The following is a 15,157-nucleotide window of genomic DNA, read 5'->3' on the forward strand; positions in this document are numbered from 1 at the left end:
TCAGGGAGCGGTGAGTCAAGTGAGCGCGATGTACTTCACCGAGAGGTACTCGTCGATGCCCTCGCTGCCGCCCTCGCGCCCGATCCCGGACTGTTTGATCCCGCCGAACGGTGCAGCGGCATCGGAGATCACGCCTCGGTTCACCCCGACCATGCCCGAGTCCAGGCGCTCGGCGACCCTCATGCAGCGTTCGAGATCGCGGCTGTAGAAGTACGACGCCAGGCCGTACTCGGTCGAGTTCGCGGCCTCGATGCCCGCGGACTCGTCGTCGAAGGTGCTGATCACCGCGACGGGGCCGAAGATCTCTTCGCGCGTCACCGGGGCGTACGGGTCCACATTGTCGAGAACCGTTGCCGGATAGAAGAAGCCGCGTCCCTCCGGTCGTTCACCGCCCAGCCGCACCCGGGCGCCGTCGGCGACCGCCTGCTCGACCGCGTCGGCGACCTTGTCCCGCTGATCGGCATTCACCAGGGGTCCCAGGGTCACCCCGTCGGAGTAGCCGGGCCCCATGCGGACCTCCGACATCTTCGCGACGAGCTTCTCGGTGAACTCCTCGACGACCCCCGCCTGCACCAGGAAGCGGTTGGCCGCGGTGCACGCCTCACCGCCGTTGCGCATCTTGGCGGCGAACGCGCCCTCGACCGCGGCGTCGATGTCGGCGTCGTCGAAGACGAGGAAGGGAGCGTTGCCGCCGAGTTCCATCGAGGTGCGCTGCACGCGCTCGGCGGCCTGGCCGAGCAGGCTGCGGCCCACCGGCGTCGAACCGGTGAAGCTGATCTTGCGAATCCGGTCGTCGGTGATCAACGTCGAGGACACCTCGCCGCTCGACGTGGTGGGCAGGACGGACAAAACGCCCGGGGGGAGGCCGGCTTCGGCGAAGGCCTCGGCCAGCGCGAGCATCGTCAACGGTGTCTCGCGAGCCGGCTTGACGATGATGACGTTGCCTGCCGCGAGCGCGGGACCGATCTTGCGCGTTCCCATCGCGAGCGGGAAGTTCCACGGCGTGATGGCCAGGCACGGTCCGACGGGCTGATGTGCCACCAGGATGCGTCCGTTGCCGGCCGGCGCCGGAGTGAACCGGCCCCCGATCCGGACGGTCTCCTCGGCGAACCAGCGCAGGAACTCCAGTCCGTAGGTGGTCTCGGCGCGACTGTCGGGCAGGGCCCGGCCGAGTTCGAGCGTCATCAGCATCGCGATGTCGTCCGCGCGTTCGGTGAGCAGTTCGAAGGTCCGGCGGAGGATCTCGCCGCGTTCGCGCGGTGCGGTGGCCGCCCAGTCCGCGGAAGCGGCGACGGCGGAGTCGAGCGCAGCACGGGCGTCGGCGACCCCCGCGTCCGCGACCGAGACGAGCGACTCCTCGGTGGCCGCGTCATAGACGTCGAAGGTGGTGCCGTCGGCCGCCGGTGTGGACCGGCCGTCGATCCAGAGACCGGTGGGCACCGCTTCGAGCACTCCCCGCGGGTCGAGAACGTTCTTGTCGCCACTCATCCGAAGCCACATCCTCACATGTCGGTTCTGCCGGTTCGAACCCTACTCCCGGCCTCCGATCGACCCGCTGAGCTGCGATGTTGGCGAGTGGTCGGGATGGAGGCGACTATTGCGTCGTGGCGAAACGAAGGCTGTTGGGGACCCTGACCGGACTCGTCGCGGCCGGTGCCCTTCTCGCCGGATGCGCCCAGTCGACGCAAACGCCCGCCCAGTCAACGCAAACGGATGCACAGTCGACGCAAGCGCCTGTCCAGTCGACGGAAATGCCCGCCCAGTCGACGGAAAAGCCCGCCCAGTCGACGGTGTACGTGAACCTCGGCGACAGTTTCAGCGCCGGAACCGGCGTGAGCCCGCTCGAGGAGGACTCGCCCATCTACTGTCAGCGGTCGTCGAGGAACTACGCGCACATCGTCGCCGAGGAAGAGGACTTCGACCTGACCGACGTCAGCTGCGCGGGCGCCGACACCGGTGACTTCCGGGAGTCGCAGCACCAGGGCGTGCCACCTCAACTCGACGCCCTCGACGAGGACACCGATGTGGTGACGCTGATGATCGGCGGCAACGACGAACAGACCTACGGCCGCGCGATCCGGCTCTGCAGCGAACTCGCCGACGTCGACCGCGCCGGTGCGCCGTGCACCGATCGCTACGGACGATCGCTGATCGACCCGGTCGCGGCCGACATCTACCCGGCTGTCCGTCAGGCGCTGCGCGATGTGCGAAACCGGGCGCCGAATGCCCGCATCCTGCTCGCGGGCTATCCGTGGCTGCTCCCGCCGACCGTCGGCTGCTATCCCGAGATGCGGCTCGCCGAAGGTGACGTGCCGATGATCCGCGAACTGCAGACGGCGCTGAACACCTATGGCCGGCGCGCGGCCGAGGACGAAGGGGTGGAATTCGTCGACATGTCGCAGGTGTCCGAGGGTCACGACGCGTGTGCCGGCGACGAGCGCTGGATCGAGCCGATGACCACCTCGGGCCCCGGCGCGGTGCACCCCAACGAGCAGGGGCAGGCGGCGATCGCCGAACAGGTGCGCAAGGCGCTCGCGGGCTAGTCCCCGCACCGCTGGGACGCCGTGCCGACCCCGCTGACCAGCGGGGATTTGGGTCACCCGGTGCCGTTTGGAACACTGTAGGCCGTGACCCCTTCCGCTGCTGCCACGCCTGCTCCCGGAACGGCTGCCTCGGCCGCGCTGTTCACCCGCGCGACGCAGGCCATTCCGGGGGGCGTCAACTCCCCGGTGCGCGCGTTCTCCGCGGTCGGCGGGACCCCGCGTTTCATCGCCTCCGCGGCCGGATGCCGGCTCACCGACGCCGACGGCAACGCCTACGTCGACCTCGTCAGCTCGTGGGGTCCGATGATCCTGGGGCACGCGCACCCGGCCGTCGTGGAGGCAGTTCGTGAGGCGGCCACTGGCGGCCTGTCCTTCGGTGCGCCCACCGAGGGCGAGATCGAACTCGCCGAGGAGATCATCGGCCGCGTCGACCCCGTCGAGCGCGTCCGGCTGGTGAACTCCGGCACCGAGGCGACCATGTCGGCGATCCGCCTCGCCCGCGGGTACACGGGTCGCGCCAAGATCATCAAGTTCGCCGGCTGCTACCACGGTCACGTCGACGCACTGCTGGCCGCGGCCGGTTCCGGGGTCGCCACGCTCGGCCTGCCGACGAGCCCCGGTGTGACCGGTGCGTCGGCGCACGACACACTCGTGCTGCCCTACAACGACCTCACCGCGGTCGCCGAGGCCTTCGCCGAGTTCGGCGACGACATCGCCGCCGTGATCACCGAGGCGGCGGCCGGGAACATGGGTGCGGTCGCCCCGGTGGAGGGTTTCAACGCCGGACTGCGCGACCTCACCCGGCGCCACGGCGCGCTGCTCATCATGGACGAGGTCATGACCGGTTTCCGCGTGAGCCCGAGCGGTTGGTACGGGCTCGAGGGTGTGGCCGGCGACCTCTACACCTTCGGCAAGGTGATGAGCGGGGGACTGCCCGCCGCGGCGTTCGGTGGCCGCGCGGATGTCATGGAACGACTCGCACCGACCGGGCCGGTGTATCAGGCGGGCACGCTGTCGGGGAACCCCGTCGCCGTCGCCGCCGGTCTCGCGACCCTGCGGCATGCCGACGTCGAGGTCTACCGCACCCTCGACGCCAACGCCGACCGGCTCGCGACGATGCTGCACGAGGCCCTCTCCGCGGCCGGGGTGGCCCACCGCGTGCAGAAGGCGGGCAGCCTGCTGAGTGTGTTCTTCACTACCGATCCGGAGACCCCGATCGTCGATTACGCCGGCGTCTCCGCCACGGAGACCTGGCGGTTTGCGCCGTTCTTCCACGCTCTGCTCGAGCGCGGCGTCTACGCACCGCCGAGCGCCTACGAGGCCTGGTTTGTGTCCGCGGCGCTCGACGAGGATGCTTTCTCGCAGATCGCCGATGCGCTGCCCGCGGCAGCGCAGGCGGCCGCGACCGCAGCCACACCGGGGGACAACGCCTGATGCACACGATCGTCCACATGATGCGCCACGGAGAGGTCGACAACCCCGACGGCATCCTCTACGGCCGTCTGCCCGGTTTCCGGCTCTCCGCCGACGGCCAGGCGCAGGCGCGCAAGGTCGCCGACACACTCGCCGACCACGACGTCCGGGCCGTGTTCGCCTCGCCGCTGCAACGCGCGCAGGAGACCGCCACGCCGATCGCCGCCGCGCACGGCATCCCGATCCTGACCAACGACGACCTCATCGAGGCCGAGAACGTCTTCGAGGGCCTCAAGGTCTCGGTCGGCGACGGCGCGCTGAGCAAGCCGCGGCACTGGCCGAAACTGCGGGACCCGTTCACCCCCTCTTGGGGCGAGCCCTACATCCAGCTCGCGCACCGCATGCTGGCCGCGGCCAACAAGGCCCGCGACGCCGCTCGCGGTCACGAAGCCGTCTGCGTCAGCCACCAGCTGCCCGTGTACACGCTGCGCCGGTTCCTCGAAGGTCAGCGCCTCTGGCACGACCCGCGTCGTCGCCAGTGCTCGCTGGCCTCGCTGACCAGCCTCATCTACGACGACGACGCCCTCGTCGACATCATCTACTCCGAACCGGCCGGGTCCTCGGACCCGCTGGCAACCGGTGCGTGAAACCGAAGGTCTGACCCAGTGCGCAAGTTGCTCCTGCCGACGGTGTTGTCGGCCCTGATCATGCTGATCGCCGGCTGCAGCACCGGCGACGACGCGGTCGCGCAGGGGAACACCTTCCAGTTCGTCTCACCGGGCGGGCAGACCGTCATCACCTATGCGCCCGAGGATCGCAAGCCGATCGCCGACGTCACCGGCGAGGATCTGATGACCGGGCAGGAGCTGTCCCTGTCCGATCCTCCGTTCGCAGGCAAAGCCCTCGTCATCAACGTCTGGGGATCGTGGTGCGGGCCCTGCCGTGGCGAGGCCGATGACCTCGAGCGCGTCTACGAGCGTTACCGCGCCGACGGCGTGGAGTTCCTCGGCATCAACCTGCGCGACGACCGGGAGTCCGCGAAGGACTTCATGATCGACCGCAAGGTCGGGTATCCCTCGATCTACGACTTCCCGGGCATGTCGCTGGCCGCGCTGACGACGCCCACCTCGGTGGTGCCGACGACGATCGTGCTCGATCGGGAGCACCGCCCGGCGGCGGTGTTCCTGAAGGCGGTCTCGGACGCCGAACTCGACGAGGTCGTCCAGCGCGTCGCGGCCGAACCGGCGGGCCCGGTGTGATGAACGGCTCGACCACGATCCTCGCCTCGTCGATCGGCGACACGTTCGCCGACACCGTGTCCAGCGGACCGATCCTGCTCGCCTTCGCGGCATGCCTGCTCGCGGGGCTCGTCTCGTTCGCGTCGCCGTGCGTCGTGCCACTGGTCCCGGGTTATCTGTCCTATCTGGCCGGTCTCGTCGGGGCGGAGGCGCCCGCGGTGAAGGTCGGCGAACAGGCCAAGAGCGGCCGGTCGCGGGTCGCGCTCGCCGCCGGCCTGTTCGTCCTCGGCTTCACCGTCGTCTTCGTCGCAGCCACCGCGACCGTCCTCGGCGTGACCAGTACCTTCGTGCTGAATCGTGAACTGCTGCAACGCATCGGCGGGGTCGTCACCATCGCGATGGGCCTGGTCTTCATCGGTCTCATCCCGGCGTTGCAGCGTGAGGTCCGCTTCGAACCGCGTCGGGTCTCCAACATCGTCGGGGCGCCGCTGCTCGGTGCGGTCTTCGCGCTCGGGTGGACGCCGTGCCTGGGACCGACCCTCGCCGCGGTGATCGCCACCGTCAGCGGGACCGAGGGGTCGACGGCGGCCAAAGGCGTGACCCTCATCGTCGCGTACTGCCTGGGGCTGGGCCTGCCCTTCGTGGTCCTGGCGTTCTCCTCGGCGTGGGCCCTGCGCAGTCTCGGCTGGCTCCGCCGGAACGCCCGCACGATCCAGGTGATCGGTGGAGTCCTGCTGATCGGGGTCGGCGTGGCCCTGCTGACCGGCTGGTGGGACCAATTCATCGTGTGGGTCCAGGTCCGCTTCGTCACCGACACCCAACTACCGATCTGAGCGCTGGACCCATGACCGATCTCACCGACCGCCCGCAGGTGGACACGCCCGAGCCGGCACGCAAGCCCCATTGGGCGCGTCGCCGGGTGCTGTGGCCGGTCCGCAACCTGTGGCGTTCGCTGACCTCGATGCGGACCGCGCTGATCCTGCTGTTCCTGCTGGCGCTCGCCGCGATCCCCGGTGCGCTGCTACCGCAGCGCGAGCTCAACGAGCAGAAGACCCTGGAGTACATCGCCGACCGCGGTCAGCTCGGCGTCTGGATGGACCGGCTGCAGCTGTTCGACGTCTTCTCCAGCGCCTGGTTCACCGCAATCTACGTGCTGCTGTTCATCTCCCTCGTCGGCTGTCTGACGCCGCGGATGGTCGAGCACTTCCACAGCCTGCGCGCGAAACCCGTTGCCGCACCCCGCAACCTGTCCCGTCTGCCGCGGCACGTCACGCACACCGTCGACGGCGACCCGGAAACGGTCGCCCGCCGGATCGACGGCCGGTTGCGCGGCTGGCGTCGCGAGGTCGTCGTCCGCGAGCCGAGCGCGGCGTACCCGGACGGATGCGTCGAGGTCTCCGCGGAGAAGGGATACCTCCGCGAGTTCGGCAACCTGGTCTTCCACTTCGCCCTGCTGGCGCTCCTGGTGTCGATCGCGGTGGGCAAGATGTACGGCTACGAGGGCACCCGCAGTCTCGTCGCCGACGGCGAGCAGGGCGTGTGCAACACCTCGACCGCCATCTACGACTCGTTCCGCGCCGGCAACCTGGTCGACGGCACCGACCTCTCACCGTTCTGTTTCCGCGTCGACGACTTCTCGGCGATTTTCCTGCCCAGCGGCCAGCCCGACATGTACGACGCCACCATCCGGTACGCCGCGGGCAGCGACGGCGGCGTCGGCAACCTGGGTGATCCCGCCGGCTGGGAGACCGCCTCGGTCCGGGTCAACGAGCCGTTGCGCGTCGCCGGCGACCGGGTCTATGTACTCGGCAACGGCTTCGCGCCGAAGTTCACGGTGACCTTCCCCAACGGGGAGAAGCGCTCACAGACGACCCTGTTCGTGCCGGATGAGCTCCAGACGATGCTCTCGTCGGGTGCCGCGCGCTTCGACACCCCGGCCGGCCTCTATCCCGACGCCGACGACCGTCGCAAGAACCAGATCGCCCTCGAGGGCCTGTTCGCGCCGACCGCGTCGTTCCACGGCTCGCTGTTGACCTCGGCGTCGCCGGAACCCGACGACCCCTTCGTCGCCATCCGGATCTTCAAGGGCGACACCGGTCTCGACACCGGCAAGGCGCAGAACGTGTACTCGCTCGACCAGGACCTCATCGAACAGGGCCGCCTCCAGCGTCAGGCGCAGGTCAACCTCGGGGTCGGCCAGAGCCACACCCTGGCCGACGGCACGACGGTGACGTTCGACGGCTACGAGCGGTGGGTGTCGGTGCAGGTCTCGCACGACCCCGCCCAGGTCTGGGTGCTGGTGAGCGCGATCGTGATGCTCGGTGGTCTGCTGGTGTCGCTGCTGATCCGCCGCCGGCGCATCTGGGCCCGGCTGGTCCCGGTGCCGGTCGCGAGCGCGCAATCCGACGGCGATGTCGGGGGCGACACGCAACGACGTACTGTAGTAGAGATTGCCGGCCTGGCACGCACCGATCAGGCCGGATGGGGCGAGGGCTTCGACGAGCAGGCGGCCGATCTCGTGGCCGACGACGCCGGCGCACCCGCCTCGCGGCGGACGACCCGGCGGCTCTAGCAGCCGGCGAAAGGAAGCACATGAACACCGAAGCACCGGCGATGCCGATCGACGAGACACTCGCGCGGTACTCGGACCTGCTGTACGGCACCGCCATGACGGTCTATGTCGTCGCGGTCATCCTGTTCCTGGGTGCGCTCGCGGCCGTCCGCGGCCGCCGTCTCGAGCAGAAGCAGCTGGTCAACGCCGGTGCGGGCGGGACCGAGGCGCGAGTGCCCGGTCGTGTCGACGAGTCCTCGCGTCGGACTCTCGGCGAGAAGCTCGGCAACATGGCGCTGCCGGTCGTCGTCGTCGGACTCGCCGCCCACCTCGGTTCGATCGTGCTCCGCGGGATCGCGACCGAACGCGCGCCCTGGGGCAACATGTACGAGTTCATCTCGATGACGTGCGCCGCGGGCGTGCTCGCGGGACTGATCATCCTGCGCAAGCGCGAACATCGTCCGCTGCTCTCCTTCGTGCTGCTTCCCGTCATCCTGCTGATGTTCATCGCCGGCCGCTGGCTCTACACCCAGGCCGCGCCGGTCGTCCCCGCGCTGAAGTCCTACTGGCTCGCCGTGCACGTGTCGATCATCTCGGTGTCCTCGGGCATTCTGCTGGTCTCGGGCGTCGCGAGCATCCTCTACCTGGTCAAGATGCGCTGGGCGGCGACCTCGCCCGACGGTTCCGCCGCGGCCGCGAGCCGCCCGGGCTTCGCCGGCTCGGTCCGCCGCGTCGTCGAGCACCTGCCGTCGGCCGATCAGCTCGATCGCCTGGCCTACAAGTGCGTCGTGATCGGTTTCCCGCTGTTCGGTCTCGGCGTCATCTGCGGTGCCATCTGGGCCGAGGCTGCGTGGGGCCGGTTCTGGGGCTGGGATCCCAAGGAGACGGTGTCCTTCATCGCCTGGGTGATCTACGCGGCCTACCTGCACGCACGAGCGACGGCGGGCTGGCGCAGCAATGCCGCGGCCTGGATCAACGTCGCCGGCTTCGTGGCGATGCTGTTCAACCTGTTCATCATCAACCTGGTCGTCTCCGGCCTGCACTCCTACGCAGGTCTGTGAGCGGCAGGCGTCAGCTGGAAGCCTCGCTCGGGGAGTTCTCCTCGGCCTTCTTGGCGAGCGCCTGCGCCTTGACCAGCTTGAGCAGGTCGATGAGCGCGTCGATCGTGTCCGGGCACAGCGAACCCATGTCGATCCCGGACAGATGGCTGCCGGTCACCTGGAGCATCTCGACGTAATTCTGTTGCTGCCGAACGCGTTCGAGATCCTCGTCGGGGTTGGAAAGGAAGTAGGTCACGCTGACGTCGAAGGCGCGGGCGATGGCCTCGACCGTACGGAACGACGGCGTCCGGGCCTTGCCGGTGCGTAGCTGGGAGATGTACGCGTCGGACAGCGAGTAGCCGAGCCGGTTGGCCTTCTCGGCGATCTTCTTGCCGGTATATCGGATGCCGTTCTCGTCACGACTGTGTTCGAAGAGATAACCGATCTTCTCGGCGAAGCTCAGGTCGTCATCGGTTGACGTCCCTCGCGGAGATCGTCCCGGGTTCAACGGCGCCTTCTCTCGGATCAGCCATCGTGGAATCGATGGTGAAGTGGACGATACCCTACCCCTGGGTATGTTCCGTAGAGACGTTCTGAACCTGGTCTCAGCTTTTCTGCCGGCCCCCACGCCTCAGATCTCGTCACCGTCGGTGCCGTTGGTACCGCGGGTGCGATTGTCCAGGTCGCGGAGGAAATCGGGGTCGTCGTCGGGACCGAGCGGGCCGCGCGGCCGGGCGCGACGGGGGCCGGACGAGGGGGTGTCGCCGGACTCGTCGGCATGGGGTCCGAAGGCGCGCCACATGAGGAAACCGATGGCGAGAAGACCCAGAACGGCGAACAGATAGATCATGACAACCTCCCGCAGTCCAGCGTACGTGAGATGCCTGAGAGACCAGGGTGAACGCGGGCCGGACCCGGACATCTCGGCCGATCGGATGAGTCCCGGCCGGCTGGTCGGGCCGCCGGCGACAGGGGAGGGCCCGACGCGGGTCAATGCGTGCGACGGTTGAGCAGGGCGACGACGTCTTCCTCGCGGAAGCGCCGATGGCCCCCCGGGGTGCGGATCGAGCCGAGGATGCCCGAGCTCGCCCAGCGGGCGACCGTCTTCGGATTGACGTTGAACATCGCGGCGACCTGGCCGGGGGTCAGCGTGTGCTGGCTGGCGAGCCCAGGCGTGATGTAGGTCGCGGGCGGTGCTGTCTCGATGCTGGTCATGGTTCCCCCTGCGTGTTGGAGTGCTCGGTCGGCGCGCCGGAGGTGGCGAAGCGGCTCTGCACGTGGTGGACGAGTTCTTCATGAATACACGCAAATCGCCCAGGTACTCGAACCGTCAGCGGGAGGTAAAGAGCGTGCAAAGCCCTGCGACCTGCGGGAGCGTGAGGACCGCCCAGTAGGCTGGAGGGGTGAGTGAACCGCACGACCCCACCCCCGTCCCCGGCACACCGGCCTCCGGCAAACCCGCCCCCGGCAAGAAGGCCGCCCCCGGCGACGCCGCCCGCGAGACGACCGCCGCGGACACCGCGCCGCAGGCCGGTGGACGCCCGATGACCCTGGCGGTCGCCCTGTTCGCCTACACGTTCGCGCGGCTGCTGCTCGTCGCCGCGGTGGTCGTGATCATCATGGTCGGCGGACGCCTCGCCGACGTCGAGGTGCCGTTCCTCGTCGCGGCGGTGTTCGGTGTGCTGATCGCACTCCCGCTCGGCATGGTTCTGTTCAAGACGCTGCGTCTGAAGGTCAACAGCGAGATCGCGGCCCTGGAGGCCGGTCGCCGGTCCAAGCACGACGATCTGCAGGCACGGCTCCGCGGCGAGAAGTGAAGCCGACGCGGCTCGTCGACCGTCGCGCCGACCGCGCCTGGACCCAGAACGCCATCCGCCTCATCGAGGCCGACGGCCGACGCAGTGCCGACACCCACCTGCTGCGCGTCGCACTGCCCGCGTGGTCGCGCTGGACCGAACCCGCCGGCAACGGACCGGGCGGGGATCCACTCGACGGGCACGGGGCTCGCGAGGTCGGTGTGGACCTCTACGTCAAGGACGAGTCGACCCACCCGACTGGATCGTTGAAGCACCGGCTGGCGCGTTCACTGTTCCTCTACGCCCTGTGCAACGGGTGGGTCGTCGAGGGCACTCCGGTCATCGAGGCGTCGTCGGGGTCGACGGCGGTGAGCGAGGCCTACTTCGCCGAGCTGATCGGCGTCCCGTTCATCGCGGTGATGGCCAAGAGCACGTCCCCGGCCAAGACGGCGCTGATCGAACGCCACGGCGGGCGGTGTCATTTCGTCGATCACCCCGGCGAGGTCTACGCCGAGGCGCTGCGTCTCGAGGGCGAGCTCGGCGGCCACTTCATCGACCAGTTCACGATGGCCGAACGCGCGACCGACTGGCGCGGCAACAACAACATCGCCGAGTCGATCTTCGCGCAGCTGGCCGAAGAAGACCATCCGATACCCACGTGGATCGTCGTCGGGGCCGGTACGGGTGGTACGTCGGCGACCCTGGGGCGATACGTGCGCTACCGGCGCCATGACACCTGGCTGGCGGTCGTCGACCCGGAGAACTCGGTGTTCTTGCCCGCGTACGAGTCGGCGGACGGGACGCTGACCGCCGAGACCGGCTCGCGTATCGAGGGGATCGGCCGCCCGCGGGTCGAGCCGTCGTTCATCTCACAGGTCATCGACCGCATGATCGGCGTGCCCGACGAGGCGTCCATCGCGACCGCGCGCCGCTCGAGCGATCTCCTCGGCCGCCGCGTGGGCGGGTCCACCGGCACCAACATGTGGGGGGCCTTCTCGCTCGTCGCCGAGATGGTCGCCGCGCGGACGCCCGGCAGCATCGTCACGTTGCTCTGTGACTCGGGGGATCGGTACGCGACCACCTATTTCGACGACGACTGGCTGGCCACCGGCTCGTTCGACCTCGGCCCCGCCGAGACGGTGCTCGACGAGTTCCTCGCCACCGGTCGCTGGACCGCCTGAGACCCGGGCCGGACACCGCGGGTGGGTTACGATCCGGGAGTGTCGATGGAACCCGGGCGGACGCCCGGCACCGGAAGTGCCCTGGTGGAGGCGGTCGATCTGGTGCGCGAGTACCAGATGGGCGACGAACGGGTCCGCGCCCTGGACGGTCTGAACCTCTCGATCGACGGCGGGCAGTTCGTGTCGGTGGTCGGTCCGTCGGGAGCAGGCAAGAGCACCCTGCTGCACGTGCTCGGGGCTCTCGACACCCCGACGTCCGGGCGGATCAGCATCGACGGGGTCGATCTCGGCGCGCTCGACGACACCGCCGCCTCCGAATTCCGGCGCAACCGCGTCGGATTCATCTTCCAGTTCTTCAATCTCGTCCCGACGATGTCGGCGTGGGAGAACGTCGCACTACCGCGACTCCTGGACAACCAGTCCCTGCGCAAGGCGAAACCTCGTGCGGTGGAACTGCTTCGGCGGGTCGGACTCGGCGACCGGGTCGATCATCGGCCGTCGGAGCTGTCCGGCGGCCAGATGCAGCGCGTCGCGATCGCCCGCTCGCTCATCATGGACCCGACGATCCTGCTCGCCGACGAACCGACCGGGAATCTGGACTCCAAGACGGGTGAGTCGGTACTCGAACTGCTCTCGGAGGTCGCCCACGACACGCCCGACCGGCTGGTGGTGATGGTGACCCACGATCCGAAGGCCGCCGCGGTCGCCGACACCACCATCACGGTCCGCGACGGGAAGATCGCCTAGTGCCGAGCCGGGGTACTCGACCCTCCGCCCTGCTCGCCGGTCTCACGCGCATCCGGCTGCTGAACCTGCGCGAGATCCGTACCCATCGGTTGCGCCTGCTCACGTCGCTGGCGGTGGTGGTCGTGTCGTCGGCGTTGCTGATCGCGGTACTCGGGACCTACGGGTCGGCGTCGGAATCGGTGCGCGAGTTCAACAACGCGGTGTCGGGTGTCGCCGACATCGAGGTCGCGGGCATCACCGACACCGGGGTCGACGAGTCCCTGGCCGGCGAGATCCGTCGCGACGTCGATGCGGCGGCGGCCGTCGTGCCGATGATCCGCGGGTCGGTCGTCGTCGACGGTTCGGCCGTGCCGCTGCTCGGCTCCGACCAGCGCGTCACCCAGCTGTCGGGCAGTCTGCGAGCCGCCGTGCAGCAGGAGCAGGCGGGTGGTCCGCAGTCGGCGACCGTCGATCTCGATCGCCTGCGTACCGGCGTGTTCGTCGGTCCGGGTCTCGGGCTCGAGCGCGGAGACCGCCTGTCGGTCAACGGGATCGACGTCGAGGTCCTCGAAGTGCTCGGCAACGCGCAGGCCGCGGGCCTCAACAGCGGCCGCTTCGTCTTCGCCTATGTCGATCTCGCGCAACGGCTCGTCGGACTCGAGGGCCGCCTCGACTCGATCCTCGTCGTGACCGAACCGGGCGCCGACGTGTCCGCGGTTCGCGCGCAGGTGAAGGGCATCGTGGACGGCCGCGCGGTGGTGGTCGACCCGGACTTCCGCGCCAAACAGGCCGAGGTCGCGAGTTCGGTGACCCGCGATGCGACCCTGCTGGTCTCGCTGGTGTCGCTGGTGATCGCCGCCTTCCTGGTGTTCAACACGATGAACATGGCGGTGGCGTCGCGGCGCAGGTCGCTCGCGATGATCCGTGCGTTGGGCGCCAAGCGGTCTCACCTCGTCGGTGACATGCTCGGCGAGGCCGCGTTGATGGGTCTGGTCGGCGGCGCGCTCGGCATCCCGCTCGGGATCCTGGCCGGGCGGGCCGTGATCGGCAGCCTGCCCGAACCACCGGCCGACTCGGTCGGCACCGTCATCAACTACCACCTGCCGGCCTATGCGCCCGCGGCCGCGGTGATCGCCTGCGTGGTGGCGTGTGTCGCGGCGACGACGCTGGCCGCGCGGTCGGTGTTCGCGGTCTCGCCGGTGGAGGCGATGGCTCCCGTGGAGGTGTCGGACTCCGCGTCCCGGCGTGGTCCCGCGGTGGTGGTCGCAGCCGTCCTCGGCGTCGCCGGCCTCATCGCGTCGTGGGTCATCGTGTCGACGGTGCCGGGCCGGCCGGCCATCCTCGCCGGTGTCTTCTATCTGGTCGGCGCGCTGCTCCTGTGTTTCGCGCTGTCGAAGCCGTTGGCCTGGGCGGTGGTTCGGGTGGCGCGCTGGTTCGGCGGTCCCGGGCAGCTCGCGTCGGTGAACACCGAGCGAGCCCCGCGGCGCGCGTGGGCGACGTTGATGACGGTCGCGGTGGCCATCGCGGTCGGGATGGGGACATCGGGCGCGCTGGACAATCTGGTCTCCTCGATGTCGAAATCCCTCGACGGGCTGGGTGATCCGGACTTCTACGTGTCGTCGACGTCGGCCGCGACCCTGCCCCTGGGGCCGATCCTGCCGGCGTCGGTGGCCGAGCGCGTCACCGCGGTTCCCGGCGTCACCGAGGTGGTCGGTGGCCAGTGGGCCGCGGTGAACATCGGCGAGAGCAAGGCGAATGTGCAAGGGCTCGAGCCGGGTTCGCGGGCTCCGTTCATGCGCAAGGCCTCGCCGGAGGCGGTGGCGAGAGTGCTCGCCGGGGACGGCATCCTGATGTCGAATGTCCTCGCGCGGGCGCTGGACGTGGACACCGGCAGCACGGTGGAACTCGCGACTCCCAACGGCCCACGGCAGACGGTGGTGCGTGACACGGTCGACTACGTCTCCCTCGATTCCGGGGTGGCGGCCATGTCGCAGGAGTTGCTGGCCGACTGGTTCGATCGCGACGGTGACACCTACCTGCAGGTGATCACCTCGCCCGACGCCGACCCGGTTCAGGTCCGCCGGGACCTTGATGCGCTGGTCCAGAACGTCCCGACGACGGGCAACAAACCGATCAGCGTCTACAGCGGCGCGGAGGCCCTCGCCGCGACCCAGGCCACCGTCGAGCAGGCGGGCGCGTTCGCGGTCGCCATCCAGTGGATCGTCGCCGGTGCAGCCGCGATCGCACTACTCAACACGCTGCTGCTGTCGGTTCTCGAACGCCGGCGCGAGCTCGGCGTCCTACGGGCCATGGGCGCCTCGCGCAGGTTCGTCTCCCGCACGGTGCTCGCCGAGGCGGGTGCGGTCGCCCTGGTCGGGTCGGTGGTGGGCGTCGTCCTCGGTGCTGCGATGCATCTGCTCAGCAACCAGATCCTGACCATCACGACGTCGCTGACCGTGCTCTACTCGCCGCGGCCGTCGGCCCTGCTCTTCGTGACCATCGCGGTCGCGTTGTGCCTGGTCGGCGCGTTCATACCCGCGGTCCGTGCCGGCCGGATGAACATCAGCGAGTCGATCCAGAACGAGTAGTACGGCCCGCGGACCCGCGACCGGGCGAGATGCCGCATTCCCCGCTCGTCAACAATTCTTGACAAGACCGTCGTGTCAACA

At 69.3% G+C, this 15,157-nt stretch carries 15 protein-coding genes; 11 read left to right on the forward strand and 4 right to left on the reverse strand.

Annotation, left to right across the window (positions count from 1 at the left end; all coding sequences use genetic code 11):
* Positions 1-15 precede the first annotated feature (15 nt).
* A complete protein-coding gene (locus tag KTR9_RS05465) occupies positions 16-1,488 on the reverse strand; it encodes an NAD-dependent succinate-semialdehyde dehydrogenase (protein ID WP_044505973.1) in 1,473 nt (490 codons plus the stop codon).
* Between the two features lie 263 nt (positions 1,489-1,751).
* Between KTR9_RS05465 and KTR9_RS05470 the strand changes: the two genes are divergently transcribed.
* The 7 genes from KTR9_RS05470 to ccsB all read left to right on the forward strand — a co-directional run bounded on the left by KTR9_RS05470 (position 1,752) and on the right by ccsB (position 8,806).
* Positions 1,752-2,543 (forward strand): SGNH/GDSL hydrolase family protein, encoded by a 792-nt coding sequence (locus KTR9_RS05470; RefSeq protein ID WP_338010627.1) that lies wholly within the window; start codon positions 1,752-1,754, stop codon positions 2,541-2,543.
* An 84-nt stretch (positions 2,544-2,627) separates the two neighbouring features.
* Entirely contained in the window at positions 2,628-3,977 is a 1,350-nt protein-coding gene (gene hemL / locus KTR9_RS05475) for a glutamate-1-semialdehyde 2,1-aminomutase (protein WP_014925556.1), read from the forward strand.
* The gene (locus KTR9_RS05480; RefSeq protein ID WP_010842019.1) at positions 3,977-4,603 is read left to right on the forward strand and encodes a histidine phosphatase family protein; all 627 of its coding nucleotides are present in this window, start codon (positions 3,977-3,979) and stop codon (positions 4,601-4,603) included. The genes hemL and KTR9_RS05480 overlap by 1 nt, the downstream gene beginning before the upstream one ends.
* An 18-nt stretch (positions 4,604-4,621) precedes the next feature.
* Entirely contained in the window at positions 4,622-5,215 is a 594-nt protein-coding gene (locus tag KTR9_RS05485; protein WP_014925557.1) for a TlpA family protein disulfide reductase, read from the forward strand.
* On the forward strand, positions 5,215-6,027 hold the full coding sequence (locus tag KTR9_RS05490; RefSeq protein WP_010842017.1) for a cytochrome c biogenesis CcdA family protein: 813 nt from the start codon (positions 5,215-5,217) through the stop codon (positions 6,025-6,027). Before KTR9_RS05485 ends, KTR9_RS05490 begins: the two co-directional genes overlap by 1 nt.
* A gap of 11 nt (positions 6,028-6,038) precedes the next feature.
* On the forward strand, positions 6,039-7,766 hold the full coding sequence (resB, locus tag KTR9_RS05495; RefSeq protein WP_014925559.1) for a cytochrome c biogenesis protein ResB: 1,728 nt from the start codon (positions 6,039-6,041) through the stop codon (positions 7,764-7,766).
* A gap of 20 nt (positions 7,767-7,786) precedes the next feature.
* Positions 7,787-8,806: a c-type cytochrome biogenesis protein CcsB gene (ccsB, locus tag KTR9_RS05500; RefSeq protein WP_014925560.1), complete on the forward strand. Its 1,020-nt coding sequence runs from the start codon at positions 7,787-7,789 to the stop codon at positions 8,804-8,806.
* A gap of 10 nt (positions 8,807-8,816) precedes the next feature.
* Here the strand turns inward: ccsB and KTR9_RS05505 are convergent, their stop codons facing one another.
* The 3 genes from KTR9_RS05505 to KTR9_RS05515 form a co-directional block, all read right to left on the reverse strand.
* Positions 8,817-9,293: a helix-turn-helix domain-containing protein gene (locus tag KTR9_RS05505; RefSeq protein WP_010842014.1), complete on the reverse strand. Its 477-nt coding sequence runs from the start codon at positions 9,291-9,293 to the stop codon at positions 8,817-8,819.
* A 123-nt stretch (positions 9,294-9,416) separates the two neighbouring features.
* The gene (locus KTR9_RS05510) at positions 9,417-9,635 is read right to left on the reverse strand and encodes a hypothetical protein (protein ID WP_010842013.1); all 219 of its coding nucleotides are present in this window, start codon (positions 9,633-9,635) and stop codon (positions 9,417-9,419) included.
* 140 nt (positions 9,636-9,775) lie between these two features.
* The gene (locus KTR9_RS05515) at positions 9,776-10,000 is read right to left on the reverse strand and encodes a BldC family transcriptional regulator (RefSeq protein WP_010842012.1); all 225 of its coding nucleotides are present in this window, start codon (positions 9,998-10,000) and stop codon (positions 9,776-9,778) included.
* A 188-nt stretch (positions 10,001-10,188) separates the two neighbouring features.
* Here KTR9_RS05515 and KTR9_RS05520 point away from each other — a divergent pair, with 188 nt between their 5' ends.
* From KTR9_RS05520 to KTR9_RS05535, 4 genes are read left to right on the forward strand one after another with little or no spacing between them, the layout of a single operon-like run.
* A complete protein-coding gene (locus tag KTR9_RS05520) occupies positions 10,189-10,602 on the forward strand; it encodes a DUF4229 domain-containing protein (protein ID WP_014925563.1) in 414 nt (137 codons plus the stop codon).
* Positions 10,599-11,762, forward strand: a complete 1,164-nt coding sequence (locus tag KTR9_RS05525) for a PLP-dependent cysteine synthase family protein (protein WP_014925564.1) — start codon at positions 10,599-10,601, stop codon at positions 11,760-11,762. The genes KTR9_RS05520 and KTR9_RS05525 overlap by 4 nt, the downstream gene beginning before the upstream one ends.
* A 45-nt stretch (positions 11,763-11,807) precedes the next feature.
* On the forward strand, positions 11,808-12,509 hold the full coding sequence (locus tag KTR9_RS05530; protein ID WP_014925565.1) for an ABC transporter ATP-binding protein: 702 nt from the start codon (positions 11,808-11,810) through the stop codon (positions 12,507-12,509).
* A complete protein-coding gene (locus KTR9_RS05535) occupies positions 12,509-15,076 on the forward strand; it encodes an FtsX-like permease family protein (RefSeq protein WP_014925566.1) in 2,568 nt (855 codons plus the stop codon). Before KTR9_RS05530 ends, KTR9_RS05535 begins: the two co-directional genes overlap by 1 nt.
* The last annotated feature ends 81 nt before the right edge of the window (positions 15,077-15,157 follow it).

This window comes from Gordonia sp. KTR9, from assembly GCF_000143885.2.
In the GTDB taxonomy this organism is placed as follows: Bacteria; Actinomycetota; Actinomycetes; order Mycobacteriales; family Mycobacteriaceae; genus Gordonia.